General features: G+C 57.8%; 23 protein-coding genes and 1 pseudogene. 19 read left to right on the top strand and 5 right to left on the bottom strand.

Annotated elements, in window-relative coordinates:
- Nucleotides 1–3: 3 nt before the first annotated feature.
- The 14 genes from NHAM_RS12690 (at nt 4) to NHAM_RS12625 (ending at nt 8,975) form a co-directional block, all read left to right on the top strand.
- Nucleotides 4–222: a YodC family protein gene (locus NHAM_RS12690; RefSeq protein ID WP_041358095.1), complete on the top strand. Its 219-nt coding sequence runs from the start codon at nt 4–6 to the stop codon at nt 220–222.
- Nucleotides 219–500, top strand: coding sequence for a head-tail connector protein (locus NHAM_RS12685; protein ID WP_011510944.1), 282 nt, complete (start codon nt 219–221; stop codon nt 498–500). The genes NHAM_RS12690 and NHAM_RS12685 overlap by 4 nt, the downstream gene beginning before the upstream one ends.
- A complete protein-coding gene (locus NHAM_RS12680) occupies nt 500–913 on the top strand; it encodes a DUF3168 domain-containing protein (RefSeq protein ID WP_011510943.1) in 414 nt (137 codons plus the stop codon). The genes NHAM_RS12685 and NHAM_RS12680 overlap by 1 nt, the downstream gene beginning before the upstream one ends.
- Entirely contained in the window at nt 913–1,227 is a 315-nt protein-coding gene (locus tag NHAM_RS12675) for a head-tail adaptor protein (RefSeq protein ID WP_041358092.1), read from the top strand. The genes NHAM_RS12680 and NHAM_RS12675 overlap by 1 nt, the downstream gene beginning before the upstream one ends.
- Nucleotides 1,224–1,616, top strand: a complete 393-nt coding sequence (locus NHAM_RS12670) for a phage terminase small subunit P27 family (RefSeq protein ID WP_011510941.1) — start codon at nt 1,224–1,226, stop codon at nt 1,614–1,616. The genes NHAM_RS12675 and NHAM_RS12670 overlap by 4 nt, the downstream gene beginning before the upstream one ends.
- Nucleotides 1,588–3,225 (top strand): terminase large subunit, encoded by a 1,638-nt coding sequence (locus tag NHAM_RS12665; protein ID WP_011510940.1) that lies wholly within the window; start codon nt 1,588–1,590, stop codon nt 3,223–3,225. The genes NHAM_RS12670 and NHAM_RS12665 overlap by 29 nt, the downstream gene beginning before the upstream one ends.
- Nucleotides 3,222–3,626, top strand: a complete 405-nt coding sequence (locus NHAM_RS12660) for an HK97-gp10 family putative phage morphogenesis protein (protein WP_011510939.1) — start codon at nt 3,222–3,224, stop codon at nt 3,624–3,626. The genes NHAM_RS12665 and NHAM_RS12660 overlap by 4 nt, the downstream gene beginning before the upstream one ends.
- Nucleotides 3,623–3,964, top strand: a complete 342-nt coding sequence (locus NHAM_RS12655) for a gene transfer agent family protein (RefSeq protein ID WP_011510938.1) — start codon at nt 3,623–3,625, stop codon at nt 3,962–3,964. Before NHAM_RS12660 ends, NHAM_RS12655 begins: the two co-directional genes overlap by 4 nt.
- Nucleotides 3,961–6,159 carry a hypothetical protein gene (locus NHAM_RS12650; protein WP_011510937.1) on the top strand — a complete coding sequence of 733 codons (2,199 nt, stop codon included), beginning with the start codon at nt 3,961–3,963 and terminating at the stop codon, nt 6,157–6,159. The genes NHAM_RS12655 and NHAM_RS12650 overlap by 4 nt, the downstream gene beginning before the upstream one ends.
- Before the next feature lie 919 nt (nt 6,160–7,078).
- Nucleotides 7,079–7,324 carry a hypothetical protein gene (locus tag NHAM_RS12645; RefSeq protein WP_011510936.1) on the top strand — a complete coding sequence of 82 codons (246 nt, stop codon included), beginning with the start codon at nt 7,079–7,081 and terminating at the stop codon, nt 7,322–7,324.
- A gap of 263 nt (nt 7,325–7,587) precedes the next feature.
- A complete protein-coding gene (locus NHAM_RS12640) occupies nt 7,588–7,782 on the top strand; it encodes a hypothetical protein (protein WP_041358089.1) in 195 nt (64 codons plus the stop codon).
- A gap of 3 nt (nt 7,783–7,785) precedes the next feature.
- Nucleotides 7,786–8,121, top strand: coding sequence for a hypothetical protein (locus NHAM_RS12635; RefSeq protein WP_011510935.1), 336 nt, complete (start codon nt 7,786–7,788; stop codon nt 8,119–8,121).
- Nucleotides 8,122–8,319: 198 nt separating this feature from the next.
- Nucleotides 8,320–8,625 (top strand): hypothetical protein, encoded by a 306-nt coding sequence (locus NHAM_RS26730; RefSeq protein ID WP_011510934.1) that lies wholly within the window; start codon nt 8,320–8,322, stop codon nt 8,623–8,625.
- A 110-nt stretch (nt 8,626–8,735) separates the two neighbouring features.
- Nucleotides 8,736–8,975, top strand: coding sequence for a hypothetical protein (locus NHAM_RS12625; RefSeq protein ID WP_011510933.1), 240 nt, complete (start codon nt 8,736–8,738; stop codon nt 8,973–8,975).
- A 4-nt stretch (nt 8,976–8,979) separates the two neighbouring features.
- Here NHAM_RS12625 and NHAM_RS26725 read toward each other — a convergent pair whose 3' ends face one another.
- Nucleotides 8,980–9,129 carry a hypothetical protein gene (locus NHAM_RS26725; RefSeq protein ID WP_157043620.1) on the bottom strand — a complete coding sequence of 50 codons (150 nt, stop codon included), beginning with the start codon at nt 9,127–9,129 and terminating at the stop codon, nt 8,980–8,982.
- A gap of 614 nt (nt 9,130–9,743) precedes the next feature.
- Between NHAM_RS26725 and NHAM_RS12620 the strand changes: the two genes are divergently transcribed.
- Both NHAM_RS12620 and NHAM_RS24915 read left to right on the top strand, forming a co-directional pair.
- The gene (locus NHAM_RS12620) at nt 9,744–9,941 is read left to right on the top strand and encodes a hypothetical protein (RefSeq protein ID WP_157043619.1); all 198 of its coding nucleotides are present in this window, start codon (nt 9,744–9,746) and stop codon (nt 9,939–9,941) included.
- Nucleotides 9,942–10,205: 264 nt separating this feature from the next.
- A complete protein-coding gene (locus NHAM_RS24915) occupies nt 10,206–10,403 on the top strand; it encodes a hypothetical protein (protein WP_081434996.1) in 198 nt (65 codons plus the stop codon).
- A gap of 13 nt (nt 10,404–10,416) precedes the next feature.
- Here NHAM_RS24915 and NHAM_RS12610 read toward each other — a convergent pair whose 3' ends face one another.
- Entirely contained in the window at nt 10,417–11,718 is a 1,302-nt protein-coding gene (locus NHAM_RS12610; RefSeq protein ID WP_198136929.1) for a tyrosine-type recombinase/integrase, read from the bottom strand.
- A 207-nt stretch (nt 11,719–11,925) separates the two neighbouring features.
- Nucleotides 11,926–12,111 (bottom strand): annotated as a pseudogene (locus tag NHAM_RS29280) (DUF6538 domain-containing protein); the annotation flags it as partial.
- Nucleotides 12,112–12,462: 351 nt separating this feature from the next.
- On the opposite strand from NHAM_RS29280, the gene NHAM_RS12605 reads away from it, so the two are divergent.
- The 3 genes from NHAM_RS12605 (at nt 12,463) to NHAM_RS12595 (ending at nt 14,624) form a co-directional block, all read left to right on the top strand.
- Nucleotides 12,463–12,720, top strand: a complete 258-nt coding sequence (locus tag NHAM_RS12605; RefSeq protein WP_041358080.1) for a hypothetical protein — start codon at nt 12,463–12,465, stop codon at nt 12,718–12,720.
- 223 nt (nt 12,721–12,943) lie between these two features.
- Entirely contained in the window at nt 12,944–13,177 is a 234-nt protein-coding gene (locus NHAM_RS12600) for a hypothetical protein (protein ID WP_041358079.1), read from the top strand.
- Nucleotides 13,178–13,445: 268 nt separating this feature from the next.
- Nucleotides 13,446–14,624 (top strand): saccharopine dehydrogenase family protein, encoded by a 1,179-nt coding sequence (locus NHAM_RS12595; RefSeq protein ID WP_011510928.1) that lies wholly within the window; start codon nt 13,446–13,448, stop codon nt 14,622–14,624.
- Nucleotides 14,625–14,639: 15 nt separating this feature from the next.
- On the opposite strand, the gene NHAM_RS12590 is transcribed toward NHAM_RS12595, so the two are convergent.
- Nucleotides 14,640–15,905, bottom strand: a complete 1,266-nt coding sequence (locus NHAM_RS12590; protein WP_011510927.1) for an O-antigen ligase family protein — start codon at nt 15,903–15,905, stop codon at nt 14,640–14,642.
- Between the two features lie 34 nt (nt 15,906–15,939).
- On the bottom strand, nt 15,940–17,472 hold the full coding sequence (locus NHAM_RS12585; RefSeq protein ID WP_011510926.1) for an undecaprenyl-phosphate glucose phosphotransferase: 1,533 nt from the start codon (nt 17,470–17,472) through the stop codon (nt 15,940–15,942).
- Between the last annotated feature and the right edge of the window lie 122 nt (nt 17,473–17,594).

Here is a 17,594-nt window from a genome sequence, read left to right as displayed (position 1 = left end):
TTCATGCTGACACTTGCCGAAACAAAATTCGCGTTACCGATCGGAACAAGCGTCCGTTTGGGATCTGGCGGCCCTGAAATGCTCATTGTCGATTACGATCTGGCGAAGGGAAGTTACCTTTGCGAATGGAAGCGATCGAACGGCGGCATTGAGCAGTCCAATTTCCCTCCGATCGTTCTCGACATTATTCGCGCTCGCACTTGGTTGGATCACATTCGATGACGGTCACCCTTTCCGACGCCAAAGCCCATTTGAATATTACTTTCGACACCGACGATGCGCTGATCCAATCCACCTTGGACGCTGCAAAAGAATGGATCGAGGCTTATACGGGTGGAGAGTTGACCGATAACACGCCCGCGCCGGTCAATCAGGCGGTGCTGATGCTGACTGGGCACCTCTACCAGAATCGCGAGGCAACCGTCGTCGGGATCACGGCGCAACCATTGCCGTTCGGTTTTCTTGAGCTTCTGGAACCATACCGCGCGTGGAGCTTCTGATGGCTGAACCGTCGCTCGCCTTACAGAAAGTTATCGCCGGTCGCTTGCTCGGCAATGCTGAGATCATGGAAACCATTGGACCGGACGGAATTCTCGATACCATCGGACGGCCGGAACGTGAACGCTGCATCCTGATCGGACAATCGCAAGCGGTTTATAGCGGTGTGATTGCGACCGTTCATGCCACGCTGCACGTCTGGATTAAGGAGCCGGGTTTGCGACTTGCAAAGGAAGTCGTCGGTGCGGTTGTAGATGCTGTCAGCTTCGATGCCCAAATCGAGGGCCAGTATATCGATGCTGACGATTTTACGATTGCCGATATCAGCGTGAACGACACCCGGTTTATTCCCGATCCCGACCAATGGAGCCATGGCGTTGTGAACGTTCAGGCGATCATGCGGGAGGTTGCTTGATGCGCGCCGGCAACCTTGATCGCGTGATTGTCATTGAAGCGCCGACCGTGACCTTTGACGAATACCGCACACCGGTCACGTCATGGGAGCCGGTTGTCACCCTTCGCGCCCAGCTTATCACGCGGTCCATTGATGACCGACAAGGACAACACGCCGTCAGCGATAGCACCGCGACCTTTCGGACTTACTTCTATCCCGGCATTACCCTTGAGCACCGTGCCGTTTTCGAGGGCCAAGCCTTCAAGATCACGGCCATTCGAGAGCTGGGACGCCGCGCTGGTCTGGACCTGACATGCGAGCGGGTAGGGCCATGAAGGGGCGCAAACCTGCCAACATCGTCGCGGGCAAAATGACCAGCGTCCCAGCGCCGCCCGCATGGTTGTCTCGACTTGGCAAAGCTGAGTTTCGAAAGATCGTCACAATTCTAATCGAACGCAATCACCTGACCAATGCTGATCTTGGCACCGTCGCGGCCTATGCCGACGCGCTTTCACAGCTTGCCGATTCCACGCGACAGGTAAACCGCGACGGCATGGTTGTGGCGACACCGAACGGTCTTCGGAAGCATCCCGCCATTTCGATTCAAATCAATGCACGAAACCAAGTTCGCCAGCTTGCCGCCGAGCTAGGGCTAACACCTGTTTCGCGTTCCCGTCCCTCAATCCGTGATGACAATGAAGACGACACATCCTTTATGGATTGATGATGACTCGGAAATTCCTGATCCGCTTGGTCACGGCGAAAAGGCGGTGCAATTCCTTCGGAATCTGAAACACCCCAAGAGCCGGTTGCCCGGTCATGCGTTTCAGCTTGATCGGTGGATGGAACGTGTGATCCGCCGCATTTACGGCCCACGCCATCCTGACGGCACACGGATTGTCAAAACCGTCTTCGCGATGATCCCGCGCGGCAATCGGAAGACCAGCCTAGGCGCGGCGTTGACCCTGTTGCACTCAATTGGCCCTGAGAAGACACCGGGCGGGCAGGTAGTTTGTGCCGCTGCGGACCAGAAGCAAGCCCGCATTGCATTCGAGGAAGCGGTCGGCATCATCCGGTCGCACAAAACGATCAATCGCGTTGTGGACATTATCGACCATCGCAACCGTTTCCGGGATCAACGATCCGGTTCACTGGTTGAGGCAATCAGCGCCGACGCAAAGACGCAGCATGGTCGAACACCGTCCTTCACGTTGATGGACGAAATCCACGCTTGGCCGAAGCGCGACCTTTGGGAAGCGTTGAAGACCGGCCTCGTTAAGACGGCAGGATCACTCAATGTCATCATTACCACGGCAGGGCGCGGGCAAGAGAACATCGCTTTTGAACAATACAGCTACGCCCGTAAGGTTGCTTTGGGCGAGATTGACGACCCGGCAACGCTTCCGGTCATCTTTGAAGCGCCAGCGGATTGCGATTGGCAGGATGAAACAATCTGGCATCGCGTCAATCCCGGCCTGAAACATGGCTACCCGGATTTGGACGGCTTGCGCCAGCTAGCACGGGAAGGGCGGGAGCGTCCCGGTGACCGCGACAGCTTCAAGCAACTCAATTTGAATATCTGGTCGGATTCGTCGTCATCGCCGTTCGTCGGAATGGATATCTATGATGAAGGAGCGGACCCGATCAATCTTGATGCCCTTGCGGGGCAACCGTGCTGGTTGGGCGTTGATCTTTCTTCGAATACGGATTTGACCGTCATTGTCGCCGCGTGGCGTGACGGCACGGGCGGCTACATCGTGCATCCGTGGTTTTACTGTCCCCGCATGAATCTCCAGGAGCGGACAGACATCACGGGCGCAGCTTATATCCAGTGGGAGCGCGACGGCTTCATTACCGCAACGCAAGGCGAGGTAATCGACTTCCGGGCCGTTGAAGTTGGTATCCGTGATCTATGCGACCGGTTCAACGTGCAGGAAATCTGTTTCGATCCTGCGCTTGCTCGGAACGTCGTCAATAACCTTTTAGACGACGGTCTTCCCGCTGTGACCATGCGGCAAGGTCCAATCACGATGATGGACCCTATGATCGAATTGGAGCGGGCAATCGTCGCGCGTCAGGTTCAGCATGGCGGGCATCCTGCTTTGCGCTTCTGCTTCTCCAATGTGGAAGTGGAACGGAACGCGAAGGGGCAGGCAATTCGTTTCGTCAAGCCCAAACGCTGGTTGTCGCTTGATGGCGTGGTCGCGACCACGATGGCGGTGGCACGCGCGTTCCATGGTGACGACGGTCGCTCGGTCTATGACGATCCCAACTTTAAGGTAGAGGATTGGCTTCTGGATTCAAACTTTGACGTCTCGGAGTGGGTGCCGTGAGCGACGATAATAAAACCTTGCAAGCTTACCTCGAAAGCCTGCCCGACAAACTGACAGAAGAACTAGCCGGCGTGATCCGAGAGCAGGCGGAACTGCTATCGGCCGCGCAAAAGCAGGCGCTTCAGTCGTTTGAAAAAACTGAGCCAACCGGAGACCTCGCAGCCTCTTGCGTTGTCGTTCGCGGCGCGTCCGACCTTGAAATGTTGGTTCAAGCCGGTGGCGAATTGACGACCAAGGAAGTCCGCGAGGGGAGCGGCGTGGAATATGACTACGCCCTTGGGTTTGAATTTGGCACGTCGCATCAACCAGCCCGCCCGTTCTTTTGGCCGACGTATCAAGCACACAAAGACGGTATCCAGCAAGCAATCGATGAAGCCGCGAACGAGGTTCTGCAAAAATGACCGACGAATGCGCCCGCACCGTGACGTGGGACGAAACCACCCACAATCTGTCCCTCAACCGTCCTTGGGTCCGCAACGTCCTTAGCTACCGAGGCATACCCGGCGAAAACGGATCGTCTCTCACATCGGTCATGAACCGGTTTGAGACCGGCACGTATTCGATTGAAGACGTGGAACGGGTGCTGGAATTGGGCTTAATCGGCGCCGGTATGCCTGAACGGGACGCGGACGCGCTCCTGAATCAGTATGTCCGGACCAAGCCGCTTGCAGACAACGCGGGGATCGCGGCCGGGCTTGTCGTCGCGCTGTTTCTCGGTGCGAATAAGGAAACAGCATGACCACACCCGCACTAAACATTCCGATCCGGGTAACCGGACAGGAAGAATTCAAAAAGCGGATGAACGAAACATCCAGCCTAACCAGACACGTCGCGCAAGTCGCGACGACACAAATTATTAGGATGAATGCCGGCTGGCTGGCCCAGCAAGGGGCCATCGGCGCTGCAACGGTAGCCGCCGGCCGGTTCCTTTCGCTCGCCAACCGGCTGCTGCTGTCCTATGCCGCGATCAAAAGCGTTTTCATGTTGATGGGCTACGCAACCGACCTCGCGAAAGCCAAGATCAAAGAATTCAATGAGGTTGCCGACAAGGCCAATGCGTCTGGATTCAGCACCGAGTTTTTCCAGCGCATCACAAAGAGTAGCGGTGAGGCCCGCGACAAGGTCGATGAACTTTCAGAGTCGCTGGTCAACTTCAATAAGGCGAGCGCTCCGAAACTTGGCGGCAGCGAACTGCAAAACCGTATCGACGAGTTGAAAAAGGCGGGCAACCTGTCCGGCAACACCGGGCTTGCAGCGTTCGTATCCGCCAACGATGCAGAGGCTCGATTGCGGGCCATCGTTTCGCTGATCAACCAAGCGATGCAGGCGGGCGAACGCCTTGCCGCTCTGGATCTTGCTCAGCGAGCCTTTGGGCCGCAAATCACCGCCGCGTTGCGGGCCGATAGCGGCTATCTGGACGACATGCTCAAGCGCGCCGACGCGCTGAGCAAAACCAAGATCGTCTCGCAGGAAGACCTGGGCCGCGCGATTGAGCTAAAGCAACGGCTGGAAGATGCTCAGAAGGTTCTTTCGGAGAAATTCAAGCCGATACAGGACGACCTCGCCAAGCTCGGATTTAACTACCGTGAAAATTGGGCAGACATCACGGAAAGCCTTGCGGCTGCGGTAGGATATGCCACGCAACTCTATAGCGCCCTAAAGCAAGTCCCGGACTTGCTCGCCGATAAGATCGGCGGCGCGTCGATCTGGACCTCATTGACAAACGCGACTGGCGCGATGGGTTTAAACTCAACGCCAGAGTCGATGGGTTTGATTGAGGACCATGGGCAGATGGCAGCGAACGCCAAGCTGCGGGCCGCTCTGCAAAACCACGCCAACGTCACCAAGGGAATGCGGGAAGCGACCGACGTTCAGTCCGCTGTCCGTGGTGACACGTCCAAGAATCCCGTTCCCGACAAGACGGCGGAAAAGAATCAGTTCGACAAGGCATCCGAAGCAATCGAACAGCACACCGCGAAAATGCGCGTCGATGCTGAGGCGGTTGGCCTTGGCGCGTCGGCTCTTGAGCAATTGCGAGCCGCTGCCAAGCTGCTCACGGCCGCGCAACAGGCGGGCTTGCCGGTCAATGATGCCTTGATTGCCAAGATCGATCGATTGGCAAAGTCGGCAGGCGAGGCGGGCGAAAAACTCGCTGAGGCCAAGGTGAACAGTGAGATCCAGTTCGGGAGCCGGACGGCGCTTCTATCGCCGGAAGATGCAGCCATCGCGCGCCAGCTTGCAGGCATTTACGGCAACGATGTTCCGGCCGCGCTCGCCAGTTCGCAGGCGGCAGCGCTGCGCTTTAACGGCGCTTTGCAACAGGTTTCGACCTCGATTCAGGGCGGGCTTGTCACAGGACTCGCGGACATCTTCGACGGCACGAAATCGGTATCGCAGGGCTTTGCCGATATGGGGCGGCTTGTTATCCGCGCCATTGAGGAAATGGTCATCAAAATGCGGATCGTCGCGCCGATCATGAAAGGCCTTCAAGGTGCGTTGGGCCTTGGGTTCGCGGACGGCGGACTAGTGACCGCTCCGCTTGCAAAGGCGAATGGCGGCTACATCACAGGGCCAGGAACCGCACGGTCAGATTCAATCCCGGCGCGACTGAGCAATGGCGAGTTTGTTGTTAACGCTGGAGCGACCGCGAAGCACCGGGCAGTGCTTGAAGCCATCAACGGCGACCGCATTCCAAGGTTTGCCGACGGTGGGATCGTCGGCAACACGCCGTCAATGCCCATGATCGGCGGCAGCACCATCGTTGCGCCGACCATCGCCGTCAGCGTGCAGGGATCGCCCGGCATGTCGCAGGCGGACCATCAGAAGATGGGCGAGAACATCGGCAAGGCCGCGATGGACCATGTTCGCGAGTTGATGACGAAGGAAATCTACAACCAGCGCCGGCCGGGCGGACTCTTGCAGGCGAGACGCTAAGGCGTTCAAAAAAAGAGAAAACCCCCGGGAGGAGTAAATCCCGGGGGCTTCCCTGATGAGAGACACACGCGGAGAAGACGTTTGCCTGCTTGTATAATAGCAAGTTCTCACAACTCTGACGCTGCTTTTTTGAACTTTTTTTCACCGCAACGATGAGACAGTTCAACACCTACTATTAGTAGTAGTGCTTGTTAGACAGCGCTTCGTGCTGTCGCTTTCAGAATCGTCTCGTTAATTCAATCTTCAAATCAACTTCCTCAGTCACCATTCCAAAGGAAACTTTCTCCCTCCAAGGATAAGCACCTAGACCACAAGTCTAAGTGCCTATCCCGAAGAGAGAGAATTTCGAGGGGTTCATTCCACCGAAGGTTAATCTGGAGCGTAGGATTCGTGATGACAAATCCAGCGAGGCGGCGTCCCTAGACCTCGCCATAAACTCCGCATCTCGATTGCAAGCAATCACGCGGTTATCCGGCCGGAGCCGGACGCCCAACCGTCTGCCAGATATCCATCAACAGAGCGGTTGGAGAAGGATGCCGTGAGGCAGAGCCTTCATCTTTTTGGCGCGTTCGACGATCCCGCGACCGTCTGGTGCAACCTTACCAAAGCGTCCTACCTTCTCCGTAGGGGAGCGATTTTGATCCGATATCCCGTTCGCCTGCGGCTGGCTCGTAGTAGGCGTCCTGTCCCGCCTGACCGTCTCACTTCGGAGCCGCTATACTGTCGCCCCAAGGAAGGGAAACAGGTTCTCATCAGCTGCCATTATAGCAGTTTTGTATGACTCTGACTGACTATTTTAGGGCACTGATGCAGTTTCATTTCTATTGCAAAGGGAATTAGACAGGGTTTTTCGATCCGCCGGATCATGCGAAGCTGAGGTTCGGATGCATAAGTTCCCGCGCAAGAGGAGAAGTTCATCATGTCGAGATTAGCAATCGCGTTTGTGATGGCACTGGCCGCGACCGCAGCCCACGCCCAAGATACCAAGTCCGGGCAGTCGCCTAAGCCGACTGTCGGCAACGAGCACGGGACACAGCCGTTCCTATTCGATGGACGCTTGCCGGGTGATGGCGTCCGGAAGAAGAAGGAGCGTCTCCACGACAAGAATCCCAACTCTGGCACAATCATCATGCGCCCGGAAACAAACGAGCCTAAACGGGATTAGGTGAAAAATATTTTCGACCGCTTTAGATCGGCTTTAGAAGCCCGCTGATGAGTCCGAGCCTTTTCAGGCGGGTAGGTGGCGGCACACTCGAATAAGCGCGCCACGATTCAACGCTGCGGAATCTACGCGGCAAATTTCGCATTCGCAGGCGTCTTAACAAAGATAAGTCAGCACTGACTTGTTTTGGATTTTTGCCCCCCTTGCGCAGTGATTCCGATTCTGCGAGTCAGAATCGTCACCAACTAACTAGCAGGGGCTAATCAATGGATGAGACCACCTATCTTCCGGATACCGAATACCACGCGCTTGTGAGGACGCTTTTGAGATTCGCGCCCCTCCTGAACATTGAGCCGTCGGCTTGGACCGGCACCATCACCGAGGATGAAATCAAGCTCGCCTTGGGTGAGCAATTTGACATCTGGCCCGAGAGCATTCGCGAAATGGCCGAGGAGGATTAAGCAATGAGCAGCTGGACGATTGTCGCTCGTTGTGCTGATAAGCCACCCGAAAGGGGCCTCGTCGCGGTCGATCTTACGATCGACGGCGGCGATCCGCTTACATTGCGTTTGTTCGAAGCTGAGGGGTTAGAATCGGCATTGGGCAATGCGCTTACGGGAATTAATGCTGAGTCCGGCCGAATTTCATGCGTGAACGTAGGCGTCCAAATCGTTATCGCGGTCGATAAGACCGCGATAGCTTCCCTTGTGTATTCCAAGGCGGAGTTGATGCGCAGCCAGTTGAAAGAGCTTCTGGCTGGTAGGGGCACCGAGTTTTCCGATTCAGGTGCCGTTGAATAGACCATCGGCCCGTCTCACTGAAATGAGGACTACACATTTCGTGATCGTCTGCTGTCAGTGATCCGTGACCTCACCGCTATATCGCATCCCGTGACCGACGCAACGCACCACTGCGCATCGCGCCGCGTCGCAACGACCCTCCCGGTTGTCTCCTGCCCGGAGGGGTTTCTTTTCCCGAGGGAGACAGGGAGATAACCATTGCCGAGAGAGACCAAAACGGAGCGCACCCGCCTCCATACTTCCACGCTTCTAACAGACTTAGAACGTCGCCTCCTCGATGTTATCTATGAAGACGGTCGGGAAGACTTGGCTGATGCTGTTCACCTTCTTTGTGAACTGGCCCGCGCCGATTCCGCCGCACTGCGATCGGAGCGCAGTAGGATAATTTCCATTCTCAACGACGACGATGATCTTGTAGAGTGTGCAGAGAAAATGAAAGAGCTTCACGTATCGATCAATCAAGCCATCGCCGAACGACAACTTATCGACGGCGCATTACAGTAACAGGCGGGCAGCAAGATTGAGGCTTGATACTCGGCAAAGATGGCGCGGGCAACCGCGCTTTTTTGTTGCTCAGAATCATCCCTCGCGCTGTAATGGAGCGGGGGTGCTTCATGAAAAGAATTGTTGCTATCGGTCTCACTATGTCTGGAGTGCTGCTTGCCGGCTGCGCTGGTCACTCCCCCTATGAAGGTCCGCTGGTCGACATGGCCGGCGTCGACCAGGCTAAATACAACAACGATCTGAGCGAGTGCCGGCACAAGAAGCAGCAAGCCTCGTTCGTTGGCGCCGGGACCATGATCTCCGACTGTATGGCGGAGCGCGGCTACAACGTCATCGAGAAGCGAGGGTAGAATCCTAGCGCACCGCAGCGACGATGCAGGCGAACACGATCACTAGCGCGGCGACCCATCCGGCCCGTTGAATGACCTTCCGGTCACGCCACGGCAGACGATTGAAGTTGCGCTCGTTCGTCAGTTCGTAATTCTCTTGCGAGCGCCAGCCCATCAAAGCCGCCCTCAGAAACGCTAGCGACAGGTTGCTTTGTCAGTGCGCGATTAGTCAAGGGCACTGTCGTATTTGACCCTCAGTATCCTATTTTGAAGACCGATTTCTTTTTGGATTTCAGTTGCGCGGCTCTGGTTGTGGTCGGCTGGGCTGCCCATATAGAAACGATCGCCAGACGATTATAATGATAATCGGCGCTGGCGACAGAGAGACGCTCCCGTGCTCCCGCCCCACAAAGGGAGCCAGCTATGAACGCCGTCATCTATCCAATTCATCTTCGAAGAAGGTCTGAGCGCAAATGGGCAAATCGCGTCGCTCGTGAATTGCCTATCCGAAGATCGCGTCCCGAGGGAACTGATACGTGCGCTTGCGGGTATACCGTGACAGCACCCGTGAACTCGCAATATTCGCTCCATGTTGTCACCAACAAATGGCACTGCTCTAAGTGCAATGCCCGGTGGGCAACCGAAGCGTCGATTCGATGCGACTAACGGATTGAGTCTCCCGGATTCGGCTTTCCTCGCCGCAAAAGTCGAATAATGAACGGCGTTCGACGCGACCGGCTTATCCGCAGAGAGCGGCGGGCAGAGACCTCCGGGCTTGGAGACTCCGAAATGACCGCGAAAATGAATCACTACATTGCGTGCCGCGCGGAAGCTGCGGTATGTCACGAGAAAGCCGAGACTAATATTAACCGGCGTGACTACTGGCTCGCGGAAGCACAAAAATGGGAAAAGCGCGCCGAAGACTCGGATGACATTTCGGTCTCCTATCAGATTAAAGACGTTCGCTTGGGGCCAAGGCCAGACTAAACATCGGCAAATGACACCGCTCAATCATTTCGACGCGCTGTTTCAAAGTGCCTTCCGGCATGATGCATCACGGCTCAAGCTATCGCCGGATAACCCGCGCTTCGAATAGCCGGCGGGCAGATGATTCCGCCGCCGTCGCTAATAAAATATCTAGCGCGCCAGAAAATTGCGGCGCATACTTCCCGCTATCACCGCCCAGTCCAGTGGCCGTTATCGGTGATGAGAACGCCGGTTGCGCTCCCGCCCGTCAAATGGAGCAGCGCCATGCAGCAGCATCATTCCAACCACGAGAAAACCTATCAAGAGCGGCTGATCGAGGAAGCCCAGTGCTTTAAAGACGAAGCTGCAAAAATCCCGCACGGCACGGCTCGCGATCTCCTTTTGCAGCGGGCCTTCCGGGCAGAAGCCGCTTCGCATTTGGACCGGTGGCTCTCGTCCCCCGGATTACAGCCACCGAAATGAGCGGCGGTGTTCCTTAAAGGTCAAACGTGATGCGCTCAACGGCGCTAGCCATTGCTTCCACTGACACGTCATGCACGTATACCGCACCGGCTGAGCCATCAACGTGGCCGGTCAAGTAGTCGCGTGTCGCCTTGTCCACACCGCCGCGCGACAGTTGCGTTTTGAACGTATGCCGTAGCGAATGCCACACCTTGCGATCGCCAATGCCTAGCTTTGGCAGGTAGTCCCGATTGAACTTCCGGGGAATGAACCGAGGGAAATACTGGTTCAACGAGGCGGTGCCGTATTCCGTCGCCGCTTGCTTAGCCTTCATGCCGTCGCCATACCACTTCGGAAACAGATGCGTCTCGCCAGCCGCTTTTAACGCGCTGATGCGCTTATTTAGGCCGTGACGGATTAGCTCGCTATGGACCGGGACAATGCGCTTCGATCCTGCATTCTTGGTCTTTTCCTCAATGTCAAAGATAAGAACGCCGCGTTCATGCCGGATGCTGCTTAACTTGATTTGCGCCAGTTCACTGGCGCGCATCCCGCCATAGAGCGAAATCAGCATCGCCCATTCGAACTCGCCCAGCTTCTTTTGAAACATTGCGGGCGGGAAGATCAGCTTGAGATCGTCACCGGTGAAGGGCAGGCGGCTTGGTTCCGCGCTCTGGACGAAATCGACCCTGATTTTTGCGGCCGGATTGTCCGGAATGAGATCATTCTTAACGCACCATTCCAGCAACGAGTGAATGCGCGAGAGGATCTTGTTATTGATCGTCCGTGCGACCAGCGGCTCATATGGTTCTTTGCGCTTCTTGTTCGCGACGATGGCTTCGGGCAGCGTCTTGCCGGGAAACCGCTTCCGGTAATGAATCGGCGTTTCCAGTAGCGCCCGCTTGAAGCCTTGAACGTCCTGTCGCGTGATCCGGTAGAGCGGTTTGGGCTTCCCTAGGTGTTCCTCAAACATGCGGATAGCGACCTCGCACTCTTGCGTGGTCGCGGGCGTGGCCTTCCGTTCGGCGCTGTAGCGCTTGAAAATCTCGCTGAGGGACTGGTTGCTTTCGCCGTCCAGCATTCGCGCCGCCAGCGGATCGGTTTCCGGTGGCTTGATAGGTGCCAAGGCGGAATGCTGGGGCGGGGCATCGTCTCTGCCGTGATCCCGCTCGCTCTGGCGCTGGAATACTTCAAGCTGGACGCCAGCCATGGTCCGCGCCAGCGCGCGCCATTTCTCGGTGCCACGCTCAACGTCGGTATGTCCGTTCTCCCGCATTGAATCGATAATCCAGCCGACCGCAGCGGCCATTTCGTCATTCGTCGCCTTGCCGCTCACCACCTTGCGAAGGGTATCCTCATACCCCGGACGGAAGGCTGACATATCGGCCGGGGGCGTGTCGGTCGCGTAGGCGGCGCGCTCCGATTCATCCAGCCCCAGTTCCGTCCCGTAGTGCAGCGCCGCAATCTGGCGATCCGTGAGCGGCTTGCCCGGTCGGGCTTGGACCTTGGGCCGGTAGGTGGCCTTAAGCTGGGTGCGGGCCGCGCCTAGTTGGGACTGAATTTCCGCCACCGCGCCGGGGAGCCGTCGAAGGGCCTCACGACGATCCGCGCCCAGCGGATCGGACATTTCCCACTTGTCCTCAAAGAAAGTCCGCAGGGGCTTGGGGATGACGATCCGGGCGTAATAGCGGCCTTCGCGTTCCAAAAGGTGAGGGATTCGTTGTGGCATTCGGTGCTTCTGCTACAAATATTTTTGGGAGTAGTTTTGTAGCATAAGACTGTGAAAGTTATGCCTGAAAAATAAGGACTTCTTGAATTTTAGAGATAAAAAAATGGGAAAAACAGAGTCCCTCCACCCGCTCCATGGCCGCTTTTTAAGTAACCTCAATAACTTATACAGACAACCGGTGACGATTTTGTAGCGTTCGACTCAATTTCGCCACATGCTCGCACCATACGTAACATAATTACTATTAAATGCCACGAAACAGAATATTGTTTCGACATTTTAGTGCCCGCACATCGGCACCACAAAACCAAACAGAGAAGAACCAGCCCAGTCAGGCAGCAATTCCGCTGCATGAAGGTCTTTCTGTTTTGTCAATTGTTTCGCGCTTCAAATCGTTTCTCGGCTCGAAACCAAGGTCGGGTGTTTCAAAGCCCCGAAGGCGAAACCCCATCGTCTGAAGCTTCGGACACCACTTTCGGCCAGACCGAGATCACGATGCGTAAGGTGAATACCTGCGTCGATATCAGCAACCAGCTTTTGGCGGATATGCTAACCATTACCGCGGCGTTGGTGTTGAAACCGAAGGTGATGCCGAGCGCGCGCTCATAAGCGGCTTGTCATGGACGCTAAACTGAGACAAAGCGATTTGGTTCGCCCATCGCCTCACCTTTGGAGTGCCGCGACGTTTGCCATTTATCGCAGAAGCGCTAATTCGAAAGAAGGACTGCTTCGCTTATTTTTCAGACCGCGATGAGCAGGAAGTGGTGATCGATCCAGATCGGACGCTCACGTTTGAGATGACGAAATTGAGACGGAAACGGAAGGCGCGACGATGAGCAACAAGGACGAAATCACTGGCACCGTCAAATACCGTGGTAAAAGGCGGATATACGCTGCGGACTTTGAGGCCGACACGCGTGACGATTTGGTCCTTCTGTTCCCAACGAACTTCACGGCTGCGATGCCAGCGATCAAGAAAATGCCGAATATGTCTTACGAAGAGACGGCGCTATATCAGCTTAAAAAACTTGTCGATGATGAGATCGAGTCGGTCAGATCGAGATAAAGAGAGCGCGGACCCTCGCACCAGCGAGGACGGCGAAGCGCCGTCCGTCGCTATGCTTCTTTACGCTTGCTTTATGCGACTGTCCGGATTTCTGGAGCGGCACGGACGTGATTCATGCAGTTCAGCGAGCTTACCTTGACGGGTGTTCACGGCGATATGCTGTGGTCTGACGCTGGCCATAAGCGATAGCTAGTGCGTTTTCTTCACGCGAACCGGTATCCACTTCGCTCGAAAACGCTATAAGCAGGACGCTTTCGGGGGATCGGTCATGGCGTCGTCGGCGGAATTCGATATCGTTGTCTACGGTGCAAGCGGGTTCACCGGCCGGCTTGTCGCAGAATATTTTGCCGCCGAATATCGCGGCAGCGATCTGAAGTGGGCCATCGCCGGCCGCAGCCTCGACAAGCTCGCGTCGGTGCGTGACGCCATCGGCGCGCCAGGCGACTTTCCGCTGATCGCCGCGGATTCCGGCGACCCCGCATCGCTCAAAGCCATGGTTGGCCGCACGGCCTCGGTGCTGAGCACGGTCGGACCTTATCAGCTCTACGGTTCCGGTCTGGTCGCGGCCTGCGCGGCCGGCGGGACCGACTATCTCGACCTCTGCGGCGAGCCGATCTGGATGCGGCAGATGATCGACGCGCACGAGGCGGAGGCGCGCAGGAGCGGCGCGCGGATCGTGTTCTCCTGCGGCTACGATTCGCTGCCGTTCGAACTCGGCGTGTTCTTTCTCCAGGAGGCCGCGAAACAGCAGCTCGGATCGAGCGTCGCGCGGGTCAAGGGCCGCGTGCGCAAGATGAAGGGCACGTTTTCCGGCGGGACCGCCGCGAGCATGAAGGCGATCTTCGCCGCGGCCGCCAACGATCCAAGTTTGTTGCCGAAGTTGCGCGATCCCTTCGTGCTGACGCCGGGGTTTGAAGGACCGAAGCAGCCGCCGGGCAATAAGCCTCTTTTCGACGAGGACATCGGGATGTGGCTGGCGCCGTTCGTGATGGCGAACATCAACACCCGCAACGTGCACCGATCGAACTTTCTGCTCGGGTTTCCCTACGGCAGGGGTTTCGTCTACGACGAGATGATGGTCGCGGGGCCGAAGGTGACCGGCGAGGCGACCGCGAAAGCCATCATTGCCGCCAACAACAAGCTAGGCGCGCAGGGCGGTCCGAAACCCGGCGAGGGGCCATCGAAGGAGGAGCGCGAGAGCGGATATTACGATCTTCTCTTCGTCGGCATCGCGCCCGACGGGCGGCGGGTGAAGGCCGTAGTGACCGGCGATCGCGATCCCGGCTACGGATCGACCTCCAAAATGATCGCGGAATGCGCGATCTGCCTGCGGCGCGACACGCCGGACGTTACAGGCGGCTTCTGGACGCCGGGCGCTGCGATGAAGGACGCGCTGATCAAACGGCTCGTCGATCGCGCGGGGCTGACGTTCACGATCGAGGCATAGAATTTTAGCCCAGCTCTATTGCGGCGCCTGTTGAACGGGAGCCTGCCGGGCGTCGGCGGTGTACTGGTGAGATGCCGCGAACATGCCCCACATCGTGCCGAGCATCAGCCAGAAGTGACGCCAGTGATCGGTGTCGATGACGAAGCTCTCGCCGACATTTCCCAGAAACGCCGTGAAGATCGCGAGATAGGTTCGTTGCCAGGGAGTCCGGACGAAAATGTAACGAAAGCCTAGAATTACGGTGGTGAAGATCAGCGCGGGATAGCAGATGCCCGAAACCCACCCGCCCGACATGAAGGCGTTCAGATACGAGTTGTGGGTGTCCTCCGGGAAGAACCGCCTGAACTGCAGCGGGCCGATGCCGAGCGGCAGGTCCAGCGCCATCTGGAAACCGAGAATGTGCCGGCCGAAGCGGCCGAAGCGTCCTTCGTCGTAGCTCTGGTCGAAACTCGCGCGTTCCTTGAACAGGCTATCGATCGAGTCGAACGACAGCAGGATCGCCAGCAACAGCGCGATCACGGCGGCCGCGATCACCGCGGTCGTGACCAGCCGCGACCGCTGTTTCGTTGACGGACTGGTCAGGAACATCAGGGCCAGCATGAAAGCCGATGTCAGCACGAACTGGCCCCAGGCCGCGCGCGAAAAGGCCAGCAGCAGCGCAAGGCCGATGATTCCGAGCACGATGCCGCTGCGAACAGCCTTTCCGAAGCGATCCGTGACGACGGTTTGCAGCACGAACAGCGCCGGCAGGATCAGGAACGCGGAGAGCACGTTCGGGTCCTTGAAGGTGCCGCGGGCGCGGCCATAGAGCGTCAGCAGGTCGTGTTCGCCCGGCACCAGATGGAAATAGCCCGCGATGCCGGCCACCGACGCGATCACCGCGCCGAAGATCAGGCCGCGCCGCAGCAGTTCGAGCCGTGCCGCCGTGTCCTCCGAAAACACCAGCGCGAAGAAGATGACCGTGACCGCCATGTACCAGGAGGTCATGATCCAGTTCACGATCAGGGTGTTGTCCATGAGATATGCGGCGCAGACCGTATAGCCGAGGTTGACCAGAAACAGCAGAAGCATCAGCGGAACGAACGCCAGCCGCATCCGCAGGCCGGTCGCGAGGAACACGACCATCGCGACCAGGGTCGCGAATTCGTACGGGCTGGGTTCGATGTAGACGATCGCGCCGCCGGCTCCGACCAGCCACAACAGCGAGCGCTGGAGCGCTGCAATGCCCGGGGTCTGCGTCAATGGCCGGAGTGGACTGTCAACCGCTGCAGGGTACGCCATTACACTCTCGCAAACTCAACGCACGAGGATCGGATCAATAAGCGTTTTCGGATTTCAGGAGCGCCAGCGGTGTCTTCAGCAGAATGTAGGCATCGAATAACACCGACCAGTTCTCGATGTAGTAGAGATCGAACTCGACGCGCTTCTGGATCTTTTCCTCGTTGTCGATCTCGCCGCGCCAGCCGTTGACCTGCGCCCAGCCGGTGATGCCGGGCTTGACGCGGTGGCGCGCGAAATAGCCGTCCACGGTCTCGGCGAACAGGCGGCTTTGCAGTTTGCCCTGAATAGCATGCGGGCGCGGTCCGACGAGGGACAGGTTGCCCTTGAAGACAACGTTGAAGAGCTGCGGCAGCTCGTCGAGGCTTGCCTTGCGGATGATGCGTCCGACACGGGTGACGCGACTGTCGTTCCTGGTCACGACCTTCGAGGCCAGCGGATCGGCTTGATCGTGAAACAGCGAGCGGAACTTGAAGACGTCGATGCGTTCGTTGTTGAAGCCGAAGCGTTTCTGGCGGAACAGCACCGGACCCGGGCTGTCGAGCTTGACCGCGAGCGCGACCAGCGCCATCACGGGCGAGACCAGCAGCAGGATGAAAGCGCCGACCATTCTGTCGAACAGCCATTTCAGCACCAGATCCCAGTCGGTGATCGGAGCCTCGAAGACGTCGAGCATCGGGACTTCGCCGAGATAGGAATAGGCGCGCGGGCGGAAGCGAAGCTTGTTGGTGTGCGCGGACAGCCGGATATCCACCGGCAGCACCCACAGCTTCTTCAGCATCTCGAGGATGCGGGTTTCCGCGGAGATCGGCAGCGCGAACAGCACGAGATCGATCCGGGTACGCCGCGCGAATTCGAGCACGTCATCGACCTTGCCGAGCTTCGGGCTTCCGGCGCAGGTGTCGAGCGCGCGCGAGTCGTTGCGGTCGTCGAACACACCGAGAATCTCGATGTCGGAGTCGTCCTGCGCTCTCAACGCGTTGATGAGATTTTCTCCGTTCTCGTCCGAACCGACGATGACGGTGCGGCGATCGAGACGGCCGTCGCGCGCCCAGCGGCGGATGACGGCGCGCAGCAAGAGCCGCCCGGCGATCAGGCCCGCCAGGCCGACAAAGAAGAACGAGGCCAGCCAGAGCCGCGAGACGGCATCGCCAAGCTTGACGAAGAACGAGATGCCGATGAACAGCAGGAAAACAAACGCCCAGGACGAGATCATCCGCCCCATCTGCCGCAACTGGCCGCGGAAAACCTGGATGTCGTAGATGTCCGCGGCCTGGAAACAGACGACCGCGGCGGCGGCCACGGCAAGGATCGCCTCGATATAGCGCCAGTTAAAACCATCGATGCGGGCGGCGTATCCGAGATAGAGCGCGACGCCGATCAGGCTCAGCAGCACGAAGTCGGCGGCACGGACGACGCCGGTGATGACGATGGGCGAATAGGCCGGCCGCACCTTCTGATTGGTGACCGCAAGCGCCGCGGGTGATAGCCGCCGGCGGCGCTCCACCCGTACCGCAAGGCCATTGCTCGCCGCCGCATCGGTTCTCGAGCGTGCGTTGATAGGGTCCATGTCCTCAAGTCCACATCTGCGCCGCAACGACAGGATGCGGCGCCGGGCAACCGCCCTCCGGTGCGGTTTAGGGACTCAATCGGGAAGATTTGGTTGCGCAGAACGTGAAGCAGTTCAGGATG

The organism is Nitrobacter hamburgensis X14 (assembly GCF_000013885.1).
Classification (GTDB): domain Bacteria; phylum Pseudomonadota; class Alphaproteobacteria; order Rhizobiales; family Xanthobacteraceae; genus Nitrobacter; species Nitrobacter hamburgensis.
This window is presented reverse-complemented; position numbering and strand designations above follow the sequence as displayed.

What these genes read in the sequence shown, in the direction of transcription:
- NHAM_RS12690 (WP_041358095.1), top strand. Translation starts at nt 4, where the DNA reads ATGCTGACACTTGCCGAAACAAAATTCGCGTTACCGATCGGAACAAGC.
- NHAM_RS12685 (WP_011510944.1), top strand. Translation starts at nt 219, where the DNA reads ATGACGGTCACCCTTTCCGACGCCAAAGCCCATTTGAATATTACTTTC.
- NHAM_RS12680 (WP_011510943.1), top strand. Translation starts at nt 500, where the DNA reads ATGGCTGAACCGTCGCTCGCCTTACAGAAAGTTATCGCCGGTCGCTTG.
- NHAM_RS12675 (WP_041358092.1), top strand. Translation starts at nt 913, where the DNA reads ATGCGCGCCGGCAACCTTGATCGCGTGATTGTCATTGAAGCGCCGACC.
- NHAM_RS12670 (WP_011510941.1), top strand. Translation starts at nt 1,224, where the DNA reads ATGAAGGGGCGCAAACCTGCCAACATCGTCGCGGGCAAAATGACCAGC.
- NHAM_RS12665 (WP_011510940.1), top strand. Translation starts at nt 1,588, where the DNA reads ATGAAGACGACACATCCTTTATGGATTGATGATGACTCGGAAATTCCT.
- NHAM_RS12655 (WP_011510938.1), top strand. Translation starts at nt 3,623, where the DNA reads ATGACCGACGAATGCGCCCGCACCGTGACGTGGGACGAAACCACCCAC.
- NHAM_RS12650 (WP_011510937.1), top strand. Translation starts at nt 3,961, where the DNA reads ATGACCACACCCGCACTAAACATTCCGATCCGGGTAACCGGACAGGAA.
- NHAM_RS12645 (WP_011510936.1), top strand. Translation starts at nt 7,079, where the DNA reads ATGTCGAGATTAGCAATCGCGTTTGTGATGGCACTGGCCGCGACCGCA.
- NHAM_RS12640 (WP_041358089.1), top strand. Translation starts at nt 7,588, where the DNA reads ATGGATGAGACCACCTATCTTCCGGATACCGAATACCACGCGCTTGTG.
- NHAM_RS12635 (WP_011510935.1), top strand. Translation starts at nt 7,786, where the DNA reads ATGAGCAGCTGGACGATTGTCGCTCGTTGTGCTGATAAGCCACCCGAA.
- NHAM_RS12625 (WP_011510933.1), top strand. Translation starts at nt 8,736, where the DNA reads ATGAAAAGAATTGTTGCTATCGGTCTCACTATGTCTGGAGTGCTGCTT.
- NHAM_RS26725 (WP_157043620.1), bottom strand. Translation starts at nt 9,129, where the DNA reads ATGGGCTGGCGCTCGCAAGAGAATTACGAACTGACGAACGAGCGCAAC.
- NHAM_RS12620 (WP_157043619.1), top strand. Translation starts at nt 9,744, where the DNA reads ATGACCGCGAAAATGAATCACTACATTGCGTGCCGCGCGGAAGCTGCG.
- NHAM_RS24915 (WP_081434996.1), top strand. Translation starts at nt 10,206, where the DNA reads ATGCAGCAGCATCATTCCAACCACGAGAAAACCTATCAAGAGCGGCTG.
- NHAM_RS12605 (WP_041358080.1), top strand. Translation starts at nt 12,463, where the DNA reads ATGAAGGTCTTTCTGTTTTGTCAATTGTTTCGCGCTTCAAATCGTTTC.
- NHAM_RS12600 (WP_041358079.1), top strand. Translation starts at nt 12,944, where the DNA reads ATGAGCAACAAGGACGAAATCACTGGCACCGTCAAATACCGTGGTAAA.
- NHAM_RS12595 (WP_011510928.1), top strand. Translation starts at nt 13,446, where the DNA reads ATGGCGTCGTCGGCGGAATTCGATATCGTTGTCTACGGTGCAAGCGGG.
- NHAM_RS12590 (WP_011510927.1), bottom strand. Translation starts at nt 15,905, where the DNA reads ATGGCGTACCCTGCAGCGGTTGACAGTCCACTCCGGCCATTGACGCAG.
- NHAM_RS12585 (WP_011510926.1), bottom strand. Translation starts at nt 17,472, where the DNA reads ATGGACCCTATCAACGCACGCTCGAGAACCGATGCGGCGGCGAGCAAT.